Here is an 18967-nt window from a genome sequence, read left to right as displayed (position 1 = left end):
AGGGTAGTTTGGCCACGTGTTACTGAGCTTTCCGCTGCGATCTAAGTCGCGCAACTAGCATGGCTAAATCGGACCCCAATAGCAATGACCTCCGGCAGGATCAACCGGAATGTTTCCTCTCTCCGTTTGGGGGCAGAGAGAGGGGGTGGCGGGATGTCCACTCGTGGGAGAGTGGCATCACCAAAACACTCTTTCGTAGTGAAAGAGTGTCATTGCAAGGTCCAAGTTCGGTGACGGGATCGAGTGACCGATCGGGTGTCACCGAACTATCAAGGCTAACGTCAGATTCCGTCGTGTACGGCGGACCGCAGGGGCGGAATCCTCATCTTCTTCGGATCTGAATCAAAACGCCGCAAGGGTATAAACCCCGCGAATTCGTTTTGACCGTGAGACGTCGTCCCACGAGATCCACGTGTGATCTCGGGCCGAAGTGAACGGCCCGAAGTCGCATTGTGTCGTACGCATTTCTACGAATGGCTGGGTAGTACTTAACAGCAGTGATATCCAACTATATCCGAAAAATCATCCAGAATGAGATAGATTGTCAAGAAATCTGTTGTCACGGAACATGCGTTTTGTACGAGTGACAAGTCGACCCGCGAGAGTTCAGGAATGTAATCCTCTCGCGTGCGCGCGTTACAACAGTAGAAAGACGAGAAGAAATGAGAAAGACGAGAAGACGTAGAGATAATCAGTGTGTGTACTAGCTGAGAGAGTATATTCCGTGGACAAAAGGCGACGTCGTAGGATAGAGCATCACAGAGGACTCGTCTCAGAGACACCCGAGCCATTATAACTATCCACGACGCAGAGAGGAAGTAAGATGGCGAAAGATACCGTCCGCTATCCAGATCAGGTCGTCGACGAGATAGAGTCTCTGGTCGAGGACGGGACGTTCGAGAGCAAATCAGAGTTCTACCGCTTCTCCGCAGAGTATATGCTCGAACTCGTATCGCCAGACTACGACGAGAAGACGTTTAGCTACGAAGAACTGAAGACGGAACTCGACCTCACGTTTCCCTCCGACGTCGAGGAAGAGTATGCGTTCGACGACGAATTCCTTCGAGCAGTCGTGACCGTTCGAACGCACGGGCTTCGAGGTGACTTCGACGCCGGCTACGAGTTCATCGATGCAGAGGTAGACACGGGGAGCAGAGCCGCGCTAGTCCTCGAAGAGTTACTTGCGATGTATCGTACCAACCACTAAGGCGATGTTCGCTAACGTCGAGAACGCCCAAGCACACACAGCAGAGGCCAGGTGAGAATCGAGACGACGGCTGGTTACACTCGATGAGCAAGTCGCGGCAGGAAAGAGGCGAGCCAGAACGGCGCTGCCGGGGCAGAGACCGTTCGAGGGGTTGACGTGGCTACTGTTCCGAAAGGACCGAGACGTTCCCTTCGATGGGGTCGTAGTCGATGGCGCCGAGTTCGTCGAGTCGCGGAAGGTGGACGTAATAGAGTGCGTTTGCAACGCGGCGACGGTGTGAGACGGGGTCAGTCTCACCCGTATACTCACACTCGTAGACCCGGTTCACGAGTGTGTCGAACGACACGTGCCCATGACGTGTGTCCGAGATGACCGTCTCGATTCGCTCCCGACGAATCGAATCGTGGTCAGCTGCGATGCTAAAGCACTCGTCCCCTGCTCGCGATTGTGTCCCGGTCGCCATCATCAGTAACATAATCAGTAGAACACAAGAGTACACTAGACCGTTCCAGCCGTTGCAAACTGTTTCACGCCCGAATATAGGGGTTTCAGAAACGATAACCCCACAGATTCGCTTCCGACTCAGTAGATGTAGAGTCAGATACCGATATCTTCGTAGCTCTCGAATCTGCCGTCAGTGGTGATGACTTTCTTCACGATAGTCGCATCTTCGAGGAGACGGTGTTTACTATAGACGCCACGCCCCCGTCCACGACTGGTCCGCGTCGAGTTGATGACGTTGAGGAATGCTTGTTCCTGAAGGATTTCGTTGACACGGCGCTCCGACAGACGGTCCATGCCGATTTCGTCCACAATCTTGGTGTACGTATCGTACACGCGTTTCGTCGAGAATTCGCTCTCCTCGGTCATGAGTGTGAGAAGCGCGAGCGCGAGTAGAATCGCTTTTCCCTGAATCGGTGTCCCGTCGATGATTTCGTTGAATCGGTCGGCTTCAGTTCGTTCTTTGGCTTTGCGGACGTGTTCGACAGTCACCTCTGGCGTCTCTTCTTCGGTCGCAATTCGACCGGCGTTTCGGAGGATGTCGATTGCTTTTCGCGCGTCGCCGTGTTCCTGTGCGGCGAGTGCGGAGGTGAGCGGGATGACGTCGTCGCCGAGGACGCCTTCTCGGAACGCATCTTTTCGGTTGTTGAGAATCTCACTTAGCTGGTCTGCTGCATACGGTTTGAAGACGATTTCGTCGTGTTGAAAACTGCTCTTGACTCGCTCTGTGAGTTGGTCGGGATAGTCGATCTTGTTGCTGATACCGATGACACCGATACTACACCGCTCGATGCGACTGTTCTCGCCCGCTCGCGAGAGTTTTCGAAGAATCTCGTCGTCTTCTAACATGTCGATCTCGTCGAGGAGCATGATGACGACGTCCGAACGGGTGTCGAGAATTTTCCAGAGGCGTTTGTAGTAGTCACCCGTCGAGAGTCCGCGTTCGGGAACGGTTATTCCCGTCTCGTCGGCGTCGTTCAACTGGGCAGCGATCGTCTTCACTGCCGACGTCTCGGTGTTCTCCTCTCCACAATCGACAAACGCTGTCCGGACGACGACTTCGTCTTTGGCCGCTTCGGTCGCAAGCCGTTGTGTGACGTGTCGAGAGACGAGTGACTTTCCAGTTCCAGTCTTGCCGTAGATGAGAAGATGTTTCGGAGGACGTCCAAAGATGGCAGGGTTGACCGCGTTCGCGACTCGCTGCATGTGTGTATCACGACCGACGATTCGGTCAGGGCCAGGAATGTGGCGAATGTCGAGAAGTTCTTCGCGAGCGAAGATCGGTTCCTCGTAGCGGAACAACGAGTCACGCTCCGCATCGGGAGTCTCTTCGGAGGTCATCGAATACTGCGGTCTTACCCCGGTGAACTGATAAATGTACTGGGAGTCTGACGCCACAATCGCGAATGTATTCGCCAAATAACAGAGAGTAGCAGCGCTCGCAAAGGATTCTCATCAGAATCAGACAGATACCCATATCGCGAATGTAAGACTGGGAGTGGCATCAGAAGAACCACGGTGAGAGTTCGGCCCACACCGGAGTGAGCAGAGGTGAACTGAGAACATCACCTGTATCTCAACAAACCAGTTGGTCAGATGGATACAGCGTGCTACCGGTCAGTGTAGAGCCACCACCGAAACTGTCGGTCGAATACACCATGGACACAAAGACAAGGAAGCAATTCACAAGAAAGTAATTCACAAAGAAGCAATTCACAAAGAAGCAATTCACAGAAGATCACTGAGACACCTCCATCGCGAATGTATCACTCCACTGGTTTCGGCTCTCTCAACTCAGCAGTGACGAGATGAATTCTGCTCTTCGTCGATCGTCGTCGACGAAGTAGGCCACTCGATTGGTTGCGTCGTATCGCGAACAGTATCTCACACCAGAGTCGCGAATGTAACGTGGCGAACGGAGTACGGTGGCCGATGACGAACCGGGACACCTCCGTCGCGAATGTATTGGGAAAGAGAACACGGTGCACGATGAAGTCACACACACCACCGTCGCGAATGTAATCGGATGGAGAGGGGGAAGGACCGAATCGGAGCGACCACACCTCCGTCGCGAATGTAAGACAGACTCTCCAGCAGAACATCCTCCTTCGAGTGACAATCGACGACCCACACACACCATGCTCGCGAATGTAAGCCCGACGAGAGAGGGAGCACAGAGAGAGAAACCAGCGTTTCTATTCTCGTCTCTCCTCTTCTCGGACTGCTGTTCGTCCTGGGTCGATTTTCAGTAGATGTACTGTAGGATGTCCTTTGCCCCAGTTTACTCGGCTTCTCTCGAAACGAGTGACCGGTTAGTGTAGTCTCGAATGTGACACTCCCGACAGGTAGATGTCAACCCATCGTCTGATGGCGTCTACCTATCCGATACAGATACTATTAAATAACTCACCAGCGAAAAGTCCGCCAAGTTAACTTCGTTTCGGAATCTTCAGAAACAGTTCTTCGTTTCGCTTCGAGTCGAAACGTGGGTTTCTACCCGCTCTCCACGTAGATATCGACCGACAACACTGACGTCCATTCTACCTGAGATTCTCCGCTTTCGGCCGTCTCTTTGTATAATTACACCTCACAACCAAACCACACCCGTATCACTCTCGCTACTCAACCCCTCGATTTCACCCCCCACCCCCTCTCTCTCACCGTTACATTCGCGAACATGGTGTGTGTGTCTTCCTCTACTCCCCCTCTCTTCTCTGTTTATTGACACACCTGCCTACTCACAGACAGATCGGCTACATCGCTACCACATCGATACAGCTGTCGTTTAGGTGGTTACTACAGTCGTTGAGATAGCTCGTCCAAACCTGAACAGTCTGGGCCGTTTTTATCGTCGCGTGGCGTAAGGTGATAGCAAACTGTGACACGCTGGTATCGTTCGACGGGAGACCTTCTCGTCGTCGCCCTCTGGACTCTCGGTGCGACGTTCGCCGTGCTCGTCGCCGGTCTCGAACAGTCGCTCCTGCGAACCGTCCTCGTCGCACCGCTGATACTGATCTTCCCTGGATACGCTCTCCTCGAGGTATTGTTTCCCGAACGACCACAACCATCGGGTACTACCGACCGACCGCTCGACTCGGCGGGGGCCAGACAGACGGTGGACGAGTCTTCGACGACTTCCCTCGACGGAATCGAACGAGTGACGCTCGCCGTCGTCGTCAACCTCGGACTCGTCCCTCTCGTCGCATTCGTCGCCAACTACACGCCGTACGGTCTCACGCTCCAGTCGGTTATGACGGCAATCACGAGCGTGACACTCGTCTTTCTACTGATCGGGTTTTTCCGTCGGCTTCGTGTCTCGCCCGACCGTCGCCCTCGTGGAGTTCTCGCGCGCACGCCCGCGCGACTCTCTCGATTTCTCGTCGGCGACCAGTCGAGCCCGGGAAATCGTCCGCTCGTCCCCCGAACGAACGCACAGCGCCTGTTCAACCTCCTCCTCGTCGTTAGTCTCCTGGTGCTCGCCGGTAGTGTCGGCTACGCCGCACTCACCCCTCCCGGCGACGACAACGGGTTTACCGAGACGTATCTCGTGACGCAGACCGAGACTGGTGACTACTCCAGCGAGGCGTTACCACGCAACTTCACCGTCGGCGAGTCGCAGCGACTCCTCGTCGCCCTGGGGAACCACGAGCACGAGCGAACGACGTACACTGTCGTCACGACCCTCGACGGTAGGGAGCTGTCTCGAACCGAGGTGACTGTCGACGATGGCGAGACCGAATACGTCGAACGAGAGATTACGCCTCAGCAGGCGGGTGACGAACGTTCTCTCCAGTTCTTCGTGTACAAGGGCGATGCTCCCGAGACACCGAGTTCGAAGACGGCGTATCAGACGGCCGACCTCTGGATCACCGTCGAGTGAACTCGTCGGCCGACGAAGAACGAGGCGTATCGAGGCGTCGAGAAGGCGGTTAACGCCCTATTCAGCGGCTAACGTACCTATCCTTACGACGAACATAACTTTGGTGGTAACTCTCGTGCACTGATGTATGGGTCAGAACCCTGGTGGTCAGTCGCCCGACGAAGGTCAGGCTGCCCAGTCTGGTCAGCAGACCCAGAATAGCCGGCAGAACCAACCTGCGCAGGGAGGTCAGCAGAACCCGCAGCGTTCACAGGGCCAACCTGCACAGGGGAACAACCGACAGAACCAGCAGCCCCAAGCGCAGCAGCGCGATACGGGTGAAGAAGTCGCGAGTTGGTTCACGGAGACGCTCGTTCGGACGGCCGTCGCCGTGTTCGGCGTCGCGCTCTTGTTGTTAGCGCTCGGTCAACTCGTCGGCGTCAACCTGCTGAGTACCGTCGCGGAGTTCCTCGCGTCCAGCGTCGGTGTGTGGCTCGTCATCGCGTTCTTCGCGATGCTGCTCATCGTCGCTGCGAGCAAGAGCTGGAACATCAGTCGGCAGTAACCGACGCACTAGCGGCTCATCGACCCACTTCTTTGCGACGCCGACCGAAGAGCGGTGTGACTCTCTGTCTACAGTAGTTGTCTCGACAGTACCACCGTTCGTAGTAGCTCCTCCGAACTCAACGCGGTGCTCTCGCACTCGCAAACTAATCTCGAACTCACGACCCGACTTCGCACTCACGACCCGATTTCGCACTCGCAGACTGGCCCCTCGACTCGTCGAGTGACCGCTGGACGAGAATTCACCTCTGTTCGAACCTGATTTGCTGCAGTTCACAGTTACGACCGTTTCGGTTGTTTTGTCCCGAAACGTCGAACCAGCCGGATACGAACTCGTTTCGGGCCGTACCGGGCTGAATACTTACCTCCTAGTTAATCAGACTTAGCAGCCGTATTATAATGGGGGAACGGCATGAACCACGAAGTAAGGAAGATGAAGCGACCATCGACCCGCCGCAGTCTAATGGCAACGCTTGGAGCAGTCGGAATCACCGGTCTCGCAGGGTGCTCGGGAGGCACCGGCTCGACTCCGACTACGAACGAGAGTTCGTCCTCCAATACGACGACGAGCCAACCCACGACGACTGCCGGCAACGAGACGACGACAGCTACCGAAGAGAGCCAGGACCAGGCGTTCACACGCGGTGAACTCGTCGAGGACTTCGAATCGTTCGAAGACTCGAACTGGGGTACCATCGGTGGGACCATCGAAACCGACACCGACGAGGTGTACGCGGGTAGCCAGTCCCTCCACATGTCGAACGAGAACGGCAACGTCGCGGGTATCTTCAAGGCGTTCCCCGACGGTCTCGACCTGACGAAACACGACCTGTCGATCGCGGTCAAACTCGACAAACCCGTTCGTGGGAAGTTCGCGGCCGAGATTATCGCTCCTGCACGGAGCGACATGCTGACCAGCAAGCGGTTCATCCCCAAAGAGCTGAACGGGTGGACCCGCATCGACCTCGGTTACACGGGTAAGAAGGGCGAACCCGTACTCGAGGCCGTCCAGGAACTTCGCTTGATGGTCCAGAGCGAAGAAGGGACGCCCATCGACGTCCGCATCGACGACCTGCGGAAGATTCCGAAGCCCAAGAAGGGGAAGGTCATGCTGCAGTTCGACGACGCCGTCACCTCCCAGTACGAGGTGGCCTTCAAAGAGATGCAGAAGCGTGGCTGGGGCGGCGGCATCGCCATCATCCCGGATGCCATCAACAGCGAGGGGAACATCACGACCGGGCAGATGCGCGAGATGCGCGACGCTGGCTGGGACATGATGGCCCACCCGCAAGTTCCGAACCCACTCCCGTCTTACTCCGAGGCGAAGCAGCGACAGATGATTCAGCAGGCGAAGAAGTACCTCGAACTCAAAGGGTTCCCGAAGGGCGCACGCCACTTCGTCGCGCCGTACAACCGTGTCAGCGAGACGACGCTCGACATCGTCAGCGAGTTCCACGAGACTGGCTTCATGTTCGGTGCCTGTCCGAACAACGCCCAACAGCCGAGCAACATGCACGCGATTTCCCGCGTGATGGGCAAGGACCCACGCGGAACACGCCGCATCCTGAACATCGCCGAGGCGTACAACCAACTCGTCGTCGTCCAGTTCCACGACATCGGTGAGGGTGACGACTACGAGATATCTCCGGAAGACTTCAAAGGCGTCCTCGACCACATCGAGAAGAAGGACATGGACGTCATCACGCCCTCGGACCTCATCGACGGCTGAACAACGGGCCATCTTCACCCCGTCTCGACGACCCGCTCTGCTGGTTGTGAGCTTTCGCGCCTCGCGTTTCTCGGTCTCTCTCCTCCTTTTGTCTCTACTCAGCCCCGCTCTGGTTCTCTCTGTCAGTTAGAATCGTCACGAGTCTCGCGACGCATCTCTCTTCGAACAGCGTCAGTTACCGTCGACACACCTCTTGCAGTAACATCTCACTCAGCGAATCCTTATCGCCGGGGAGTCAAGACGTACTCGTGTGCGCAGAGACACCCGCCACGTCTTCGTCGTCGTCGCTCTCGTAGCCGTGGTTCTCAGCACCGGGTGTGCCGGTGTGCTCTCACCGAAGTCGGAGTCCACGCAATCCGGGAGCCTCGACGACCCGACACCCGTCCCCGACTCGGGGACGACGGCCGGGCCGGTGAGTGACGCTCCTCGGGAACAGCCTCGTGAGGCGTCACCGTCTCCCACCTCGACGCCAACACAGACTGCGTCACCGACACCGACTAACTCGTCGTCGACATCGTCGGCGTCGACACCGACGCAGACAGCGACGGCCACCCCTACGACGACGCAGACACCGGCACCGACACAGACCACTCCAGCGTCGGCCCCCGCACCAGCGCCAGCACCCGCTCCATCGTCCGGCGGGTCGGTTCCATCCAGTTCGGGTTCCAGTTCGTCTACGAGCACGCCGACACCGACCGAGACGACGTCCACCCCATCGACCGAGACATCGATGACGAAGTCGACCGAGACGACCGTCGAGGTACGCCGTGTCCTCGATGGTGACACGATAGCTGTCGTCTACTCCGATGGGTCGACAGGACTCGTCAACTTGGCCGGCGTCGACGCGCCCGATCTCTACGGCGGCGTCGACACGGCGGCGTTCGGTGTTCCCGACACCGCGGGCGGTGAGACGTACCTCTACGCGTGGGGATGGACCGCCAGACGAGCACTTCAGGAGACACTGACCGACGCGTCGATCCGAATCGAAGTCGTCGACGGAGCGACACCGGCGGTCGACGACTTTCCGTCGACCGTCGAGTACGACAACGTCGTAGTCGCGTACGTCTCGGCCGACACACAGGACGCCGACGACGTTGCGGTCAACCGAGCGCTCCTCCGGGATGGCCTCGCTCGTACAACCGACACTGACCATCCCCGCCGGACGACGTTCTCCGAGACGATGGAGGCCGCACAAGACGCGTTCCGTGGGTTGTGGGACACGAACACTGACCTCAGTGCGCCGTGACTCTTCGATACGAAAGCGCTCGTTCGACTGGGACCATCTCAGACGTCTTCCGCTGTCGACTTCGCCTCTAACCCGACTCACTCGTCGGTGGTTTCACGATGAAGAGGACCGCCGTCTCTCGATTCGCCCACGTCTGTCTGGAGTGGAACTGTTGTCGTCACCATTGCAACGGTCTGAACTGTCACCCAATACTGACTGCTTAACCCGAGGTTTGACATTTCTTTAACGAACGTTACACACAATTGTTTTCTTATATCTTTTGTATCACCCTTATTCGATGAATCTTCGGCTTACGCAACCAGTAACTAAAGTGCTAGCAGTCAGAGGAAGAAGTGACGCCTCTCAGTTCGAGGGGTGTCAGACTGCACGGGTCGAGACGGAACAGAGGGGTCCCCTCCTCCCATCCCCTTGCCAGCCACCCCTCTCACCGTTTCGTTCTTCGGACGTCAACTCGCCGACAGCGCTGTCGATAGCTGTCGAGTTACTCTCACAGACTGAGTCGCCACGCTCGTTCGGTCGCCTCGTTGTCTCGACGTCGAACGACGAGTCTCGTATCGAGCATCGTGAGCTATCGACAGTCGATACTTCTGTCCTCGTCGACTCTGGACATGGTGAACAGCCGAGTCTCCCATGGCCACTCAGCGGAGGTCTATCGAGTCGAAGGGGGTTGCTGAACCGAAGAGCGCGGTCGAGTTCGAGCGATACCGACCCGACCAGTCGAACTACTGATATTGGTGGCCCTTCGACGAACAGCGGATACGGCGACGCTGTACGGTTATCATCCGGGTAATAATAGTCACCGTCGTCGAACTACCGTGTAGAGCACACGATGTCGACTGCAATCTCACGACCTCACGCGCCGGTGACCGGAGGAGGGACGAGCGATTCTGATGGGTGGCGTCGCTCCGCAGACAACGGTGGCCGGATAATCCAGGTGGGGCTGTTTCTCGCTGGCGTTCTCTTCTTTCTCGGTGGCGTGGCGATCGTCCTCGGTATTCCCGGTGTCGGGAGTGTCGGACCCACACCGGCAAACGAGACGATGACCGCTTCCTCGATGGACGGTGAGAGTGAAACGACGGCAGTATCGACGTCGACACCGACTCCGACCGCGACACCGCAGCCGACAGCGACGACGACGGCGGTGACGACGAACGAAACGAACAACTCGACTGCATCGACCCCGTCGAACACGTCGACGACGCCGGAGACGTCGACACCGACGACCACCGACGACGACTCGGAGACGACAACGACCGAGACACCAGAGACACCAGAGACACCAGAGACGCCTGAGACGCCTGAGACGCCTGAGACGACGACAACAGCGACCACCACGACCACAACCACCACCGAGACGACGACTGAGTCGACAGAGACGACGTCGTCCGGCAACGGTTCGGTCCTCGACTGACTGGCAGCGAGAACCGAACTCTCGATTAGCTGGCGACCGAATCTACAGCCGTTCTTTTGCGGAAAATCTATTGGGACCAAAGGGCTTAAACGGTCTCCCCTACTGACTAGACGCGAACGCAGGGTGGGAACCATGAACACGGGTACGGCTACCCTAGCAAACCGAAACAGAGAGGAACCAGAGAGGGTGTGATATGAGTTACGCTGAGACCACACACGGCGTCCCAGACGAAGAGTGGCCCGACTACGCGCTCGAGTTCACGTTTAACCCCCGAGACGTGACACTCTCCGACGAGTTCGACCCAGACGAGGTCGTCATCTTCGAACCGTCGGCCGAGGATATCGGCTCTCGGTGGATATCCGGCAAACGGGACTCGTACGTCGCCGTCGAGACGATGCGCTGACGTCTCGTTTCGTCACGCCGGACGAGAGACGACACGCTGTCGGCACACTATCTTCGATGCTCGCACTTCATTCGCTAAAAACAGAATTTCTACCTATCAGACTTTTCTGGTGCTCCAGTCTCACTTGATGTCGTCGTAGTTCGGTGCCTCGACGACGACGACACCGTCGGCGTAGATAGTGATGCCATGTTCGGACACAGGAAAGTGAACGTAGTTCTGTTGGGGTCGTGGTCCGTCTCCAATCGGTTCGAACAGTCGTTCGAGAGCGTCAGTGTCGACGACAGAGTGTAACGGTTCGAGGTCGGTCGGCCGAACTCCAGCCACCGCTGACACTGCTTTGGCGACAGTCGTTCCGATAGGCGTCTCGTCGGCCCAGTCGTGCTGGACGCTGTAGACGTCCCGCTCTGCCGTCGATACAGCTCGCTGTCGCGAACTGTCTTCGTCAACTTTGGTCATGGCTCTCGGTATCGTTCTCCTGATATTGTACCAAACATATGAATACTTGGATTCATCAGTAAACTTCCATTCAGTTAGAGAGTCTGTCCGTCCATCACACTGACCCAGTCTGTTCCGTTCCAGAGGCACAATCCCCACGGCCAATCACCTGCACCGTCGTGGATGCCTACGTCGCCGCTGTACGCGCCCTCGGTCGCTCGAAGGTCTCTCTCTTGGATAGCCCCGTTACTCCGGGTTCGCTCGTCGCTCAGCCCTTCGAAGAACACGGTCGAATCCAGCGCGCAGTGCGAGGGGCGGTGGAGGTCCAAGTCGGTCGTACTCTCTGCGAGGATGAACGAGGAGTCGTAGTTTCGGTAGGTACAGTTCTCTACTGTGGTGTTCAGTGTCCCGTCGAGCGCGATTGCTGCGTACTCGCGTTCGAGTCCGTTGTCGAAGCCACGCGCAAAGTTCCCCTGGAAGTAACACGTGTCGATGGTGAGTCCGGCCGCCGTTCCCGTCGCGTACACGTCTATCGGCGACGGTTCACGGGTCCCGTTTCCTTCGAAGTAGACACCACTGAGCAGTTGCCCACTGCCGTTCCGAGCGTCGACGCCGTAGCTCCCGTTGTTCTGGATAGTTCCCCCGTAGAACCGACTCGAGAACCCGCGAAGCATGACGCCGTAGCCGTGGTTGAACGCGGCGTGACAGCCGAAAAACGACGTGCTGTGAGGGCGGGCGTCGGTGTCCAGGCGGAAGCCGTGTCCGCCACAGTTCCACGAGACGACGTTGCGGAAGGTGATTCCGAACGAGCCTTTGTAGGCACCGTCGTCGTCCGTGTACCCCTCGACTGCGACGCCGTCAGAGTTCGTCTGCCAGAAGACGAGGTCTTTGTACGACGAGTAGGGTGCGGCTCGAATCCGAAGGCCGACGTTGCCGCCGACGATTTTGAGGTTCTCGACGGCGGGGCTGTTTCGGTAGTCGTTTTGGCCCCGACCGAGCACCTCGATGACGTTCTCGTCGGTGTCACCGGCGTCGATGACCGACCCCGACCGGTGGCCACCCGTCAGCGTGACCTCTTTCTCCTCGTAGTCGAGCACGATAGGGAACTCCTCGCCAGCCGTCTGTGCGTCGTAACTGGAGTGGACGAAGACGACGTCGCCGTCGTCTGCGGCCGCCCACGCGCCGGCGATGGTCTGATAGCCACCCTCACCGACGATGAGTCGACCGCCGAGCGAACTGACACTCGGTTCGACACTCTGATTTGTCGCACTGCCGTCGAGCGCTTCGACTGCGTCGCCCTCGACTCGTTCCCGTCTGGTCGCCGCGCTGGCCACTCCCCCGGTGGACCCGACGACGGCCGTTGCACCCGTCGCTTCGACGAACTGACGGCGGCTCATCTCGTTGTTGTTCATTCTGTCTTGCTGCAGTGGCTTGCCAGCCATCCTCCTCTACAAAAGAAATTCTTCTTTTCCTACTTGAACCACAGCTAACCGGGGTGTAACTAGCGCTCGTTACTCCGGTGTAAGGCTACTTACGCACTCAATAAGCCCGATTCGTTGCACTGTTGTTCGTCTCAGCAACCGTCGAAATGGCTGACAGTATTACTTACCATGTTTATAACAAAACTCGATAGTCACGTGGTCAAGAACAAGGAGCGATATCTCGTGAGCATCATCTGGCGTGTATCTCTGTCTCGCCTCGGCGTGACCGAACCGATTCCCGGCCGGATTCGGGTGTCTCCTCTCTCGAACCGAACCGTCGACTCACCCGACCGGTCTGAACTGTCTCAGCGTCTCGAACTGCCTCGATTACTTCCCATGTCTGCACACACCCCCTCTCTCTGATGGGCATCCGCACTCGGCTTCACGCGTACGACCGCCTCGCCGCGACGCTCGGTGTCCTCGTCGCGCTCGCCCTCCTGCCTGTCCAACTGTTCGTCTCACACATCTACGCCGAGACCATCCCGATCGTCGTCGGTGGGGCGAGTCTCGTCTACCTCCTCGGGACCCGCCGACAGACGGCGACACGACCGTTCACGCTACCCCCCATCGCTGCACACGCGTTACCACCAGTCGTCTGTCTCGGCTCTTCGGCACTGATACTCCTTGCGCACACACAGGGGAGTCGGACGAGCGTGTTCTATCTCTTCGCGGCGGCGCTCGGAACGCTCGTTCTCACCCAAATCCTGTTCGTCGACGACGCCGACTGCCACACGGGCGTTCTCCTCGGGCAGGTGATCCTTCTCAGTGCAGTCATCCGATTCGCATCTCTGCTGACGACGCCGGGATTCGTCGGTATCGACGTCTGGGTACATATTCCGCGGTTCACGCAGGGGATGCTGTCCGCCAACTCCATCGGCGGGATGGGTAGCACGAAGTACGTGATGGCACCGCTGTATCACCTGCTCGTCGGGACGACGGCGATGTTCGCGGACGTCTCGTTGCGGACGGCACTCTATCTCTCGTTGGGTCTGGCGATGCCGCTCTCGGCTGTCTTCATCTATCTCCTCACCCGGACGCTCGTTCCGACGCGGTGGGCGCTGTTCGCCGTCGCACTCTACGCGCTCAGTGACTCGGTCGTTCGGTGGGGTATCCACCTCATCCCGACCAGCCTCGGTCTCATCTTCTTTCTCGCCATCCTGTATCTCGTCGTCCGTATCATGCAACAGGATACGGGGTTGCGCGACACGCTACTGTTGTTGCTGTTCTTCCTCGCACAGGCGTTCACCCACCAGGTCTCGTCGTTCATCACGCTCGTGCTCCTCTTGGCGGGGTGGTTGACGCGACTCGGTATCGGTTCAGGACTGTTCGACCGGCAACTCGGTGACGGCGACAGCGGGTTCGACTTGGACGGACCGGGTGCCATCCCCTTCGGTGGGTACTTCGTCTTCAATCTCGGACTCCTGACGCTCATCTGGAGTCTCACGCCCTACTACGGCCAACCGTTCCTGAAGACGGCGTTCCTCTTCTTCTGGAACTCTATCGGCGGCGGCCTCAGCGACGTCGCCGGTCCCGGCAGTGGCGGCGGCGGTGCCGGCGCGAGTGGTGCGGGGCCGACGCTCGTCGAGTTCCTCGCTCTCAACTTCGACACCATCGGCTTCCTTCTCCTCCTCTTCGGCGCGACCATCGGGTCGCTCTACGCACTTCGGCGCGGGCGGACGAATCAGGCGATTCTCACGCTCGTCGCGGCGGTCGGGTTGATGATGGTCTTTACGCTCCTCCCCCCACTCGTCGGCGTCGGCACGTTCCTCTCCGGGCGCTGGTTCGCCTTCCTCTACGCCGGGATGGCCGTCATGACGGCTGTCGGGTTCGAGTACCTCCGGCGTGGACTGTCGCCGAAGGCGTTTCTCGTCCTTTTGCTCGTCTTCCTCGCCGCATATCCAATGGTGATGACTGCCTCTCCAAAGGCGACAGTCGACAGCCCCATGATGGAGAACGAGCGTCCCCGATACAGTTTCTCGGAGCAGGAACTCGCTGCCCGTGAGACCATCCTCGCGACCACGACTGGGAGTCCACAGGACCCCATCTTCACGGACCACCCCTACACCGCCGTGTTGAACCCACCTGACCAACCGCGGTTCGGGACGGCACGCATTCCACCCGGTGGTGTGGCCCAACACGACGAGGTACTCTACCGCGAGTACCAGCGCACCGGCGCGCCGATATTCCGTACCGGTGAGGGCGCACAGCGCGTCTACCCAGTCGAACGCGACGCCCTCTGTCACGGTCAGTACGAGACGTTGTACACCAACGGCGACGTCACGTACTGTCGCGCTGCCTAGCGGTCGAGGTCGACGACTGTCGCTATCGCTACACTGCACGTCCTCGTTCTGTTCGAGAACAGTGTCGCCCCCGTGACACACTGTCGACTTCGTGACAGCTGGTCGTCTGGAATCGCGTTTCGTTCCGCGTCGAACGTCTCCATATCGACCTCTCTCTGCCGAGGCATCGTGTCACTAGAGGCAACTCCTCTCCATGTGTGTTTGTGACATAGAACGCTTCTCGACGACGGTTTCACTCGGTTACATTCGCGCGTGTGGTGGGGTGTGAGCACACACCGCTCGGGCGGTCAACGGTTGCGATTTCGTTTCATTTGATGCTCACGCTTTTATATCGAACCTAAGTTACGTCTCTCTGTCTCTTATGTTCCGTATAGTAGTGTACCCCCAGTTAGTAGTGTGCGCAGAGAGATGGCATCCGACCGTAAATTTCGTCGCCGTGCATTCCTCGGCAGTGTAGCTGCAGCTTCCTCGGTACTCGTCGCCGGGTGTAGTGGAGACACCGGTTCGACGCCGTCGTCGAACGAGAGTACATCCGAGACGACAGCAGACGCAACTGGGAACGAGACGACCAGTGCATCCGATTCGACGTCGACTGCCGAATCGAAACAGCCCAACGACCCCGGGACGAGCGAGCCGATGAACCCGAAGGGAGCGACGTTCGAGGACCTCTCCTTTTGGCAACCACAGGCGAAGGTCAAACTGAACGCCGACACCGAAACCGTCTATCAGGGGACGCAGTCGGCTCGAATCGAAGGCCACAGTGGCTCTATCGTGCGTCAGTTCCCGGTTCCGATGGACCTCTCCAACAAGGATATCTCTATCGCCGTCAAGTTGGACAAGCCCGAACCGACGAACCTTCGCATCTGGCTCGAAGACTCGAACGGTGACCAGACGCGACTCATCCAGCAACTCAACCAGAACCACCCCGACAGCTGGATGCGAATCAACCCCTCCATCAACAGCGTCGACGCCGACATGACCAGCATCGAGTCGATGCTCATCACGCTCGACGGCGACGGCGGGAACAAGAAGTACTGGGTCGACGACATCCGCTTCCACGACAAGGTGGCCAAGAAGGGACAGGTGATGCTCTCCTTCGACGACATCCACGCCTCCGTCTATCATCTCGCCTTCCCCATCATGGAAGAGTTCGGCCTGAAGGGCACCGTCGCCGTCCCGCCGGACATCATCGGCAACGACGCCCGGATGACGAAAGACGAGATTCAGGAACTCCACGACGCAGGTTGGGAGATTGCGAGCCACAGCAACGACCTGCAGGGGCTCTACGGCCTCCGCGAGTCCGCTCAGAAGAAGAAGATCGAACGCGCGAAGAAGCTCATCAAGGACAACGGCTGGGGCGACTCGACGGCGTTCATGTACCCCGGCGGTGGCTGCGACGAGACGACGGTCAAACTCGTCCAAGAGAACCACGAACTCGGCTACCTCGCGTTCAAGGGCTCCGAGAAGGGACTCTCGCAGTCGGCGCTCATGGGGCCGATGTTCGTCAACCGCTCGCGACCCGACACTCCCGAGGCAGCCAAGAACCAACTCGACGTCGCCACGGCGTACAACGGGATGTACAACATGTACCTGCACGTCGTCGGCGACGACTCCCCACACACCAAACAGGAGTTCCGCCAGACGTGCCAGATGATTGCAGACTACAAAGAACAGGGCAAAATCGAAATCGTCCAGCCTTCCGACGTCGTGCTGAAGAAGTAGCGATACGAACTCCTTTCCTCTCCCCTCCCCGGACCCCTCCCCACTCCTTTCCTCTCCCCTCCCCGGACCCCTCCCCACTCCTTTCCTCTCCCCTCCCCGGACCCCTCCCCACTCCTTTCCTCTCCCGCGCCTGCTCCGCCGCGCGGTTGTCGTCACTCTTCGTCCGCCCCGTGCGGTGCGCAAAAACGAGCGACTCGGTGCCGTACAGACGCCCTCTCGCTTCGACGAGTCGACTCGTCGACGAGAGAGGGCGTGACACCGCGCTGCAGTTACGCGGCCGATAATAAAGCGTCTCGACCGTGTGTTCGTAAACAGAAATGGACGTAGACACCGTCTCCGACCGAAGCACCGCTATTCTCGACGAGGTGTCTCGCGCCGTCATCGCCGACAAGGACGTTCTTCGGACCGTCCTCACGGGGTTTCTCTCTCGCGGGCACGTGCTCCTCGAAGACGTCCCCGGAACGGGGAAGACGCTTACCGCCAACTCGCTGGCGACGGCACTCGGTCTCTCGTTCTCGCGCATCCAGTTCACGCCGGACTTGCTTCCGGCGGACGTGACCGGCACGCACATCTTCAACGAGAAGACCCGCGAGTTCGAGTTCCAACCCGGTCCCGTCTTCGCGAACGTCGTCCTCGCCGACGAGATAAATCGCGCTTCCCCGAAGACGCAGTCGGCACTCCTCGAAGCGATGGCCGAGGGGCAAGTGACCGTCGACGGCGAGACGCGCCCGCTGCCGGACCCCTTCTTCGTCATCGCGACGCAGAACCCCGTCGAGCAGGAGGGGACGTTCCCACTCCCGGAGGCACAGAAAGACCGCTTCATCGTGAAGTCCAGTCTCGGCTACCCCGACGAGGAGGGTGAGATGGAGATTCTCAACCGCCGCGCCGAGCGGACGACGCGAACGCCGGAGGCTACAGCCGTCACCGACGAACGTGAGGCCAGAGACGTCCAGTCGACGCCCGAGTCGGTCCACGTCGAGCGGAGCGTTCGTCGCTACATCACGCAGATTTGCCGCGCCACGCGGACCGATAGCCGGGTGAACACGGGCGTCTCGCCACGGGCCACGCAGCGCCTGTTCGAAGCCTCGCGGTCGATGGCCGCGATGAACGGTCGCTCCTACGTCACGCCGGAGGACGTCAAGCGGATGGCCCGCCCCGTCCTCGCACATCGCCTCCAGTTGACGGCGGACGCACGCGTCGGCAATGTAGAAAAGCGAACCGTCGTCGCCGACATCCTCGACGAGACGGACGTGCCGTCGGTCAACACGGCCGACGCACCCGACAGGTCGGGTCGGACGGCCTCGCGCTAACCTCGACTACCGAACTCCTCGCCGTCGATTACGACGACAGCGCCGCGTCCAACTGTTCGCCGTAGGTGCCGAGCATCGCCCGAAGTGCCTCCTTCGGCGGTTTTTCGTCGGCATCGACGATTCCTTCGGGCCACCAATCGTCCTCGTAGCCTGCTTCCTGTTCTGCAATCTCTTCGACGGCGATGACGTCGTTTCGATAGTCAAGGTACCGGGTCACCAGTGTCGCGAATGTAACGGCGTCAGAGAGGTCAGCGTAGTTGATAAGCGGGACGCGTGAGCCTCGCGGGTCCGAACGGTCGGTGACGGCGTAGACCTGGTAGGCGTTGGCCGCTCCCTCGGGTGCGTCGGGGCGGACGTGCACGTCGTCGCCGTGGTAGTGGACGTCCGCCGTCGTGATGTAGACGCCGAGCGAGAGGGTGTCGTCGTCGCGTTCGAAGCCGTTGCCCGTCTTGGTCCACTTGTTGGAGATACTCGGCATGGCTGGTGGTTGGGCGGAGTCGTACAAGAAGCGGTGGGTGTTCGACCGGAGGCGTGATTCGCCAGCGGTGTTCAGAGCGCGAAGACGTCTCTTGCTGGGTCTTCGCTGTTTGGCACGCCTCGATGACGAGTCCGGGACTATCGACGAGGAGTTGACGTTCCAACCGCCTTTGCCACGACTACGGCACCCTCACCGACCGCTGTCAGGTATAGCGTGCAACATATAGGGCTCTGTAGCTTCGCTAGACGGCGGTGGATTTCACGGATTTCTCACGCTCCGCCGCAGGTTGTAGACGGTTGCTTTGAGAATTATTTCGCGGAA

General features: G+C 58.9%; 16 protein-coding genes and 1 rRNA gene. 9 read left to right on the top strand and 8 right to left on the bottom strand.

All coding sequences use genetic code 11. The features are described from left to right. Window positions 1–111: ribosomal RNA gene (locus BM083_RS22650) — 16S ribosomal RNA — on the bottom strand; the annotation flags it as partial. Window positions 112–823: 712 nt separating this feature from the next. On the opposite strand from BM083_RS22650, the gene BM083_RS22645 reads away from it, so the two are divergent. Continuing rightward, complete coding sequence (locus BM083_RS22645; protein ID WP_009378029.1) at window positions 824–1207, top strand: CopG family transcriptional regulator; 384 nt, start codon at window positions 824–826, stop codon at window positions 1205–1207. A 160-nt stretch (window positions 1208–1367) separates the two neighbouring features. Here the strand turns inward: BM083_RS22645 and BM083_RS22640 are convergent, their stop codons facing one another. Together BM083_RS22640 and BM083_RS22635 are read right to left on the bottom strand one after the other, a co-directional pair. Further along, the gene (locus BM083_RS22640; RefSeq protein ID WP_143085805.1) at window positions 1368–1682 is read right to left on the bottom strand and encodes a DUF7344 domain-containing protein; all 315 of its coding nucleotides are present in this window, start codon (window positions 1680–1682) and stop codon (window positions 1368–1370) included. Window positions 1683–1804: 122 nt separating this feature from the next. Further along, entirely contained in the window at window positions 1805–3049 is a 1245-nt protein-coding gene (locus BM083_RS22635; protein WP_089872923.1) for a Cdc6/Cdc18 family protein, read from the bottom strand. Between the two features lie 1537 nt (window positions 3050–4586). Between BM083_RS22635 and BM083_RS22630 the strand changes: the two genes are divergently transcribed. From BM083_RS22630 to BM083_RS22620, 3 genes are all read left to right on the top strand, one after another. Beyond that, window positions 4587–5588 (top strand): DUF1616 domain-containing protein, encoded by a 1002-nt coding sequence (locus BM083_RS22630; RefSeq protein ID WP_089872921.1) that lies wholly within the window; start codon window positions 4587–4589, stop codon window positions 5586–5588. 127 nt (window positions 5589–5715) lie between these two features. Further along, window positions 5716–6132, top strand: a complete 417-nt coding sequence (locus tag BM083_RS22625; RefSeq protein WP_089872919.1) for a hypothetical protein — start codon at window positions 5716–5718, stop codon at window positions 6130–6132. A 462-nt stretch (window positions 6133–6594) separates the two neighbouring features. Beyond that, window positions 6595–7860 (top strand): polysaccharide deacetylase family protein, encoded by a 1266-nt coding sequence (locus BM083_RS22620; protein ID WP_089872917.1) that lies wholly within the window; start codon window positions 6595–6597, stop codon window positions 7858–7860. A gap of 210 nt (window positions 7861–8070) precedes the next feature. Here the strand turns inward: BM083_RS22620 and BM083_RS22615 are convergent, their stop codons facing one another. Beyond that, window positions 8071–8571, bottom strand: a complete 501-nt coding sequence (locus tag BM083_RS22615; RefSeq protein ID WP_089872915.1) for a hypothetical protein — start codon at window positions 8569–8571, stop codon at window positions 8071–8073. Between the two features lie 19 nt (window positions 8572–8590). On the opposite strand from BM083_RS22615, the gene BM083_RS22610 reads away from it, so the two are divergent. Next, entirely contained in the window at window positions 8591–9106 is a 516-nt protein-coding gene (locus BM083_RS22610; protein WP_089872912.1) for a thermonuclease family protein, read from the top strand. A gap of 852 nt (window positions 9107–9958) precedes the next feature. On the opposite strand, the gene BM083_RS23020 is transcribed toward BM083_RS22610, so the two are convergent. After that, window positions 9959–10651, bottom strand: a complete 693-nt coding sequence (locus BM083_RS23020) for a hypothetical protein (RefSeq protein ID WP_143085804.1) — start codon at window positions 10649–10651, stop codon at window positions 9959–9961. 59 nt (window positions 10652–10710) lie between these two features. Between BM083_RS23020 and BM083_RS22600 the strand changes: the two genes are divergently transcribed. Beyond that, window positions 10711–10920: a hypothetical protein gene (locus BM083_RS22600; protein WP_089872908.1), complete on the top strand. Its 210-nt coding sequence runs from the start codon at window positions 10711–10713 to the stop codon at window positions 10918–10920. Window positions 10921–11040: 120 nt separating this feature from the next. Here BM083_RS22600 and BM083_RS22595 read toward each other — a convergent pair whose 3' ends face one another. Further along, window positions 11041–11376, bottom strand: coding sequence for a HalOD1 output domain-containing protein (locus BM083_RS22595; RefSeq protein ID WP_089872906.1), 336 nt, complete (start codon window positions 11374–11376; stop codon window positions 11041–11043). Between the two features lie 74 nt (window positions 11377–11450). Next, complete coding sequence (locus tag BM083_RS22590) at window positions 11451–12752, bottom strand: right-handed parallel beta-helix repeat-containing protein (RefSeq protein WP_245756987.1); 1302 nt, start codon at window positions 12750–12752, stop codon at window positions 11451–11453. A 446-nt stretch (window positions 12753–13198) separates the two neighbouring features. On the opposite strand from BM083_RS22590, the gene BM083_RS22585 reads away from it, so the two are divergent. The 3 genes from BM083_RS22585 (at window position 13199) to BM083_RS22575 (ending at window position 18168) form a co-directional block, all read left to right on the top strand. Beyond that, window positions 13199–15136: a hypothetical protein gene (locus BM083_RS22585; protein ID WP_089872904.1), complete on the top strand. Its 1938-nt coding sequence runs from the start codon at window positions 13199–13201 to the stop codon at window positions 15134–15136. 408 nt (window positions 15137–15544) lie between these two features. Further along, the gene (locus BM083_RS22580; RefSeq protein ID WP_089872902.1) at window positions 15545–16858 is read left to right on the top strand and encodes a polysaccharide deacetylase family protein; all 1314 of its coding nucleotides are present in this window, start codon (window positions 15545–15547) and stop codon (window positions 16856–16858) included. Window positions 16859–17175: 317 nt separating this feature from the next. Beyond that, window positions 17176–18168 carry an AAA family ATPase gene (locus BM083_RS22575; protein ID WP_089872900.1) on the top strand — a complete coding sequence of 331 codons (993 nt, stop codon included), beginning with the start codon at window positions 17176–17178 and terminating at the stop codon, window positions 18166–18168. A 28-nt stretch (window positions 18169–18196) separates the two neighbouring features. On the opposite strand, the gene BM083_RS22570 is transcribed toward BM083_RS22575, so the two are convergent. Next, window positions 18197–18646, bottom strand: a complete 450-nt coding sequence (locus BM083_RS22570; RefSeq protein WP_089872899.1) for a hypothetical protein — start codon at window positions 18644–18646, stop codon at window positions 18197–18199. Window positions 18647–18967 lie beyond the last annotated feature (321 nt).

Origin of the sequence: Halogranum rubrum (genome assembly GCF_900114455.1) — an archaeon.
GTDB lineage: Archaea > Halobacteriota > Halobacteria > Halobacteriales > Haloferacaceae > Halogranum > Halogranum rubrum.
This window is presented reverse-complemented; position numbering and strand designations above follow the sequence as displayed.

Excerpts from the sequence above, each read along its gene's own strand:
- BM083_RS22575 (WP_089872900.1), top strand. The coding sequence starts at position 17,176 with ATGGACGTAGACACCGTCTCCGACCGAAGCACCGCTATTCTCGACGAG.
- BM083_RS22610 (WP_089872912.1), top strand. The coding sequence starts at position 8,591 with ATGACGAAGTCGACCGAGACGACCGTCGAGGTACGCCGTGTCCTCGAT.
- BM083_RS22600 (WP_089872908.1), top strand. The coding sequence starts at position 10,711 with ATGAGTTACGCTGAGACCACACACGGCGTCCCAGACGAAGAGTGGCCC.
- BM083_RS22570 (WP_089872899.1), bottom strand. The coding sequence starts at position 18,646 with ATGCCGAGTATCTCCAACAAGTGGACCAAGACGGGCAACGGCTTCGAA.
- BM083_RS22595 (WP_089872906.1), bottom strand. The coding sequence starts at position 11,376 with ATGACCAAAGTTGACGAAGACAGTTCGCGACAGCGAGCTGTATCGACG.
- BM083_RS22620 (WP_089872917.1), top strand. The coding sequence starts at position 6,595 with ATGGCAACGCTTGGAGCAGTCGGAATCACCGGTCTCGCAGGGTGCTCG.
- BM083_RS22635 (WP_089872923.1), bottom strand. The coding sequence starts at position 3,049 with ATGACCTCCGAAGAGACTCCCGATGCGGAGCGTGACTCGTTGTTCCGC.
- BM083_RS22590 (WP_245756987.1), bottom strand. The coding sequence starts at position 12,752 with ATGAGCCGCCGTCAGTTCGTCGAAGCGACGGGTGCAACGGCCGTCGTC.
- BM083_RS22580 (WP_089872902.1), top strand. The coding sequence starts at position 15,545 with ATGGCATCCGACCGTAAATTTCGTCGCCGTGCATTCCTCGGCAGTGTA.
- BM083_RS22585 (WP_089872904.1), top strand. The coding sequence starts at position 13,199 with ATGGGCATCCGCACTCGGCTTCACGCGTACGACCGCCTCGCCGCGACG.
- BM083_RS22645 (WP_009378029.1), top strand. The coding sequence starts at position 824 with ATGGCGAAAGATACCGTCCGCTATCCAGATCAGGTCGTCGACGAGATA.
- BM083_RS23020 (WP_143085804.1), bottom strand. The coding sequence starts at position 10,651 with ATGGTTCCCACCCTGCGTTCGCGTCTAGTCAGTAGGGGAGACCGTTTA.
- BM083_RS22625 (WP_089872919.1), top strand. The coding sequence starts at position 5,716 with ATGGGTCAGAACCCTGGTGGTCAGTCGCCCGACGAAGGTCAGGCTGCC.
- BM083_RS22640 (WP_143085805.1), bottom strand. The coding sequence starts at position 1,682 with ATGTTACTGATGATGGCGACCGGGACACAATCGCGAGCAGGGGACGAG.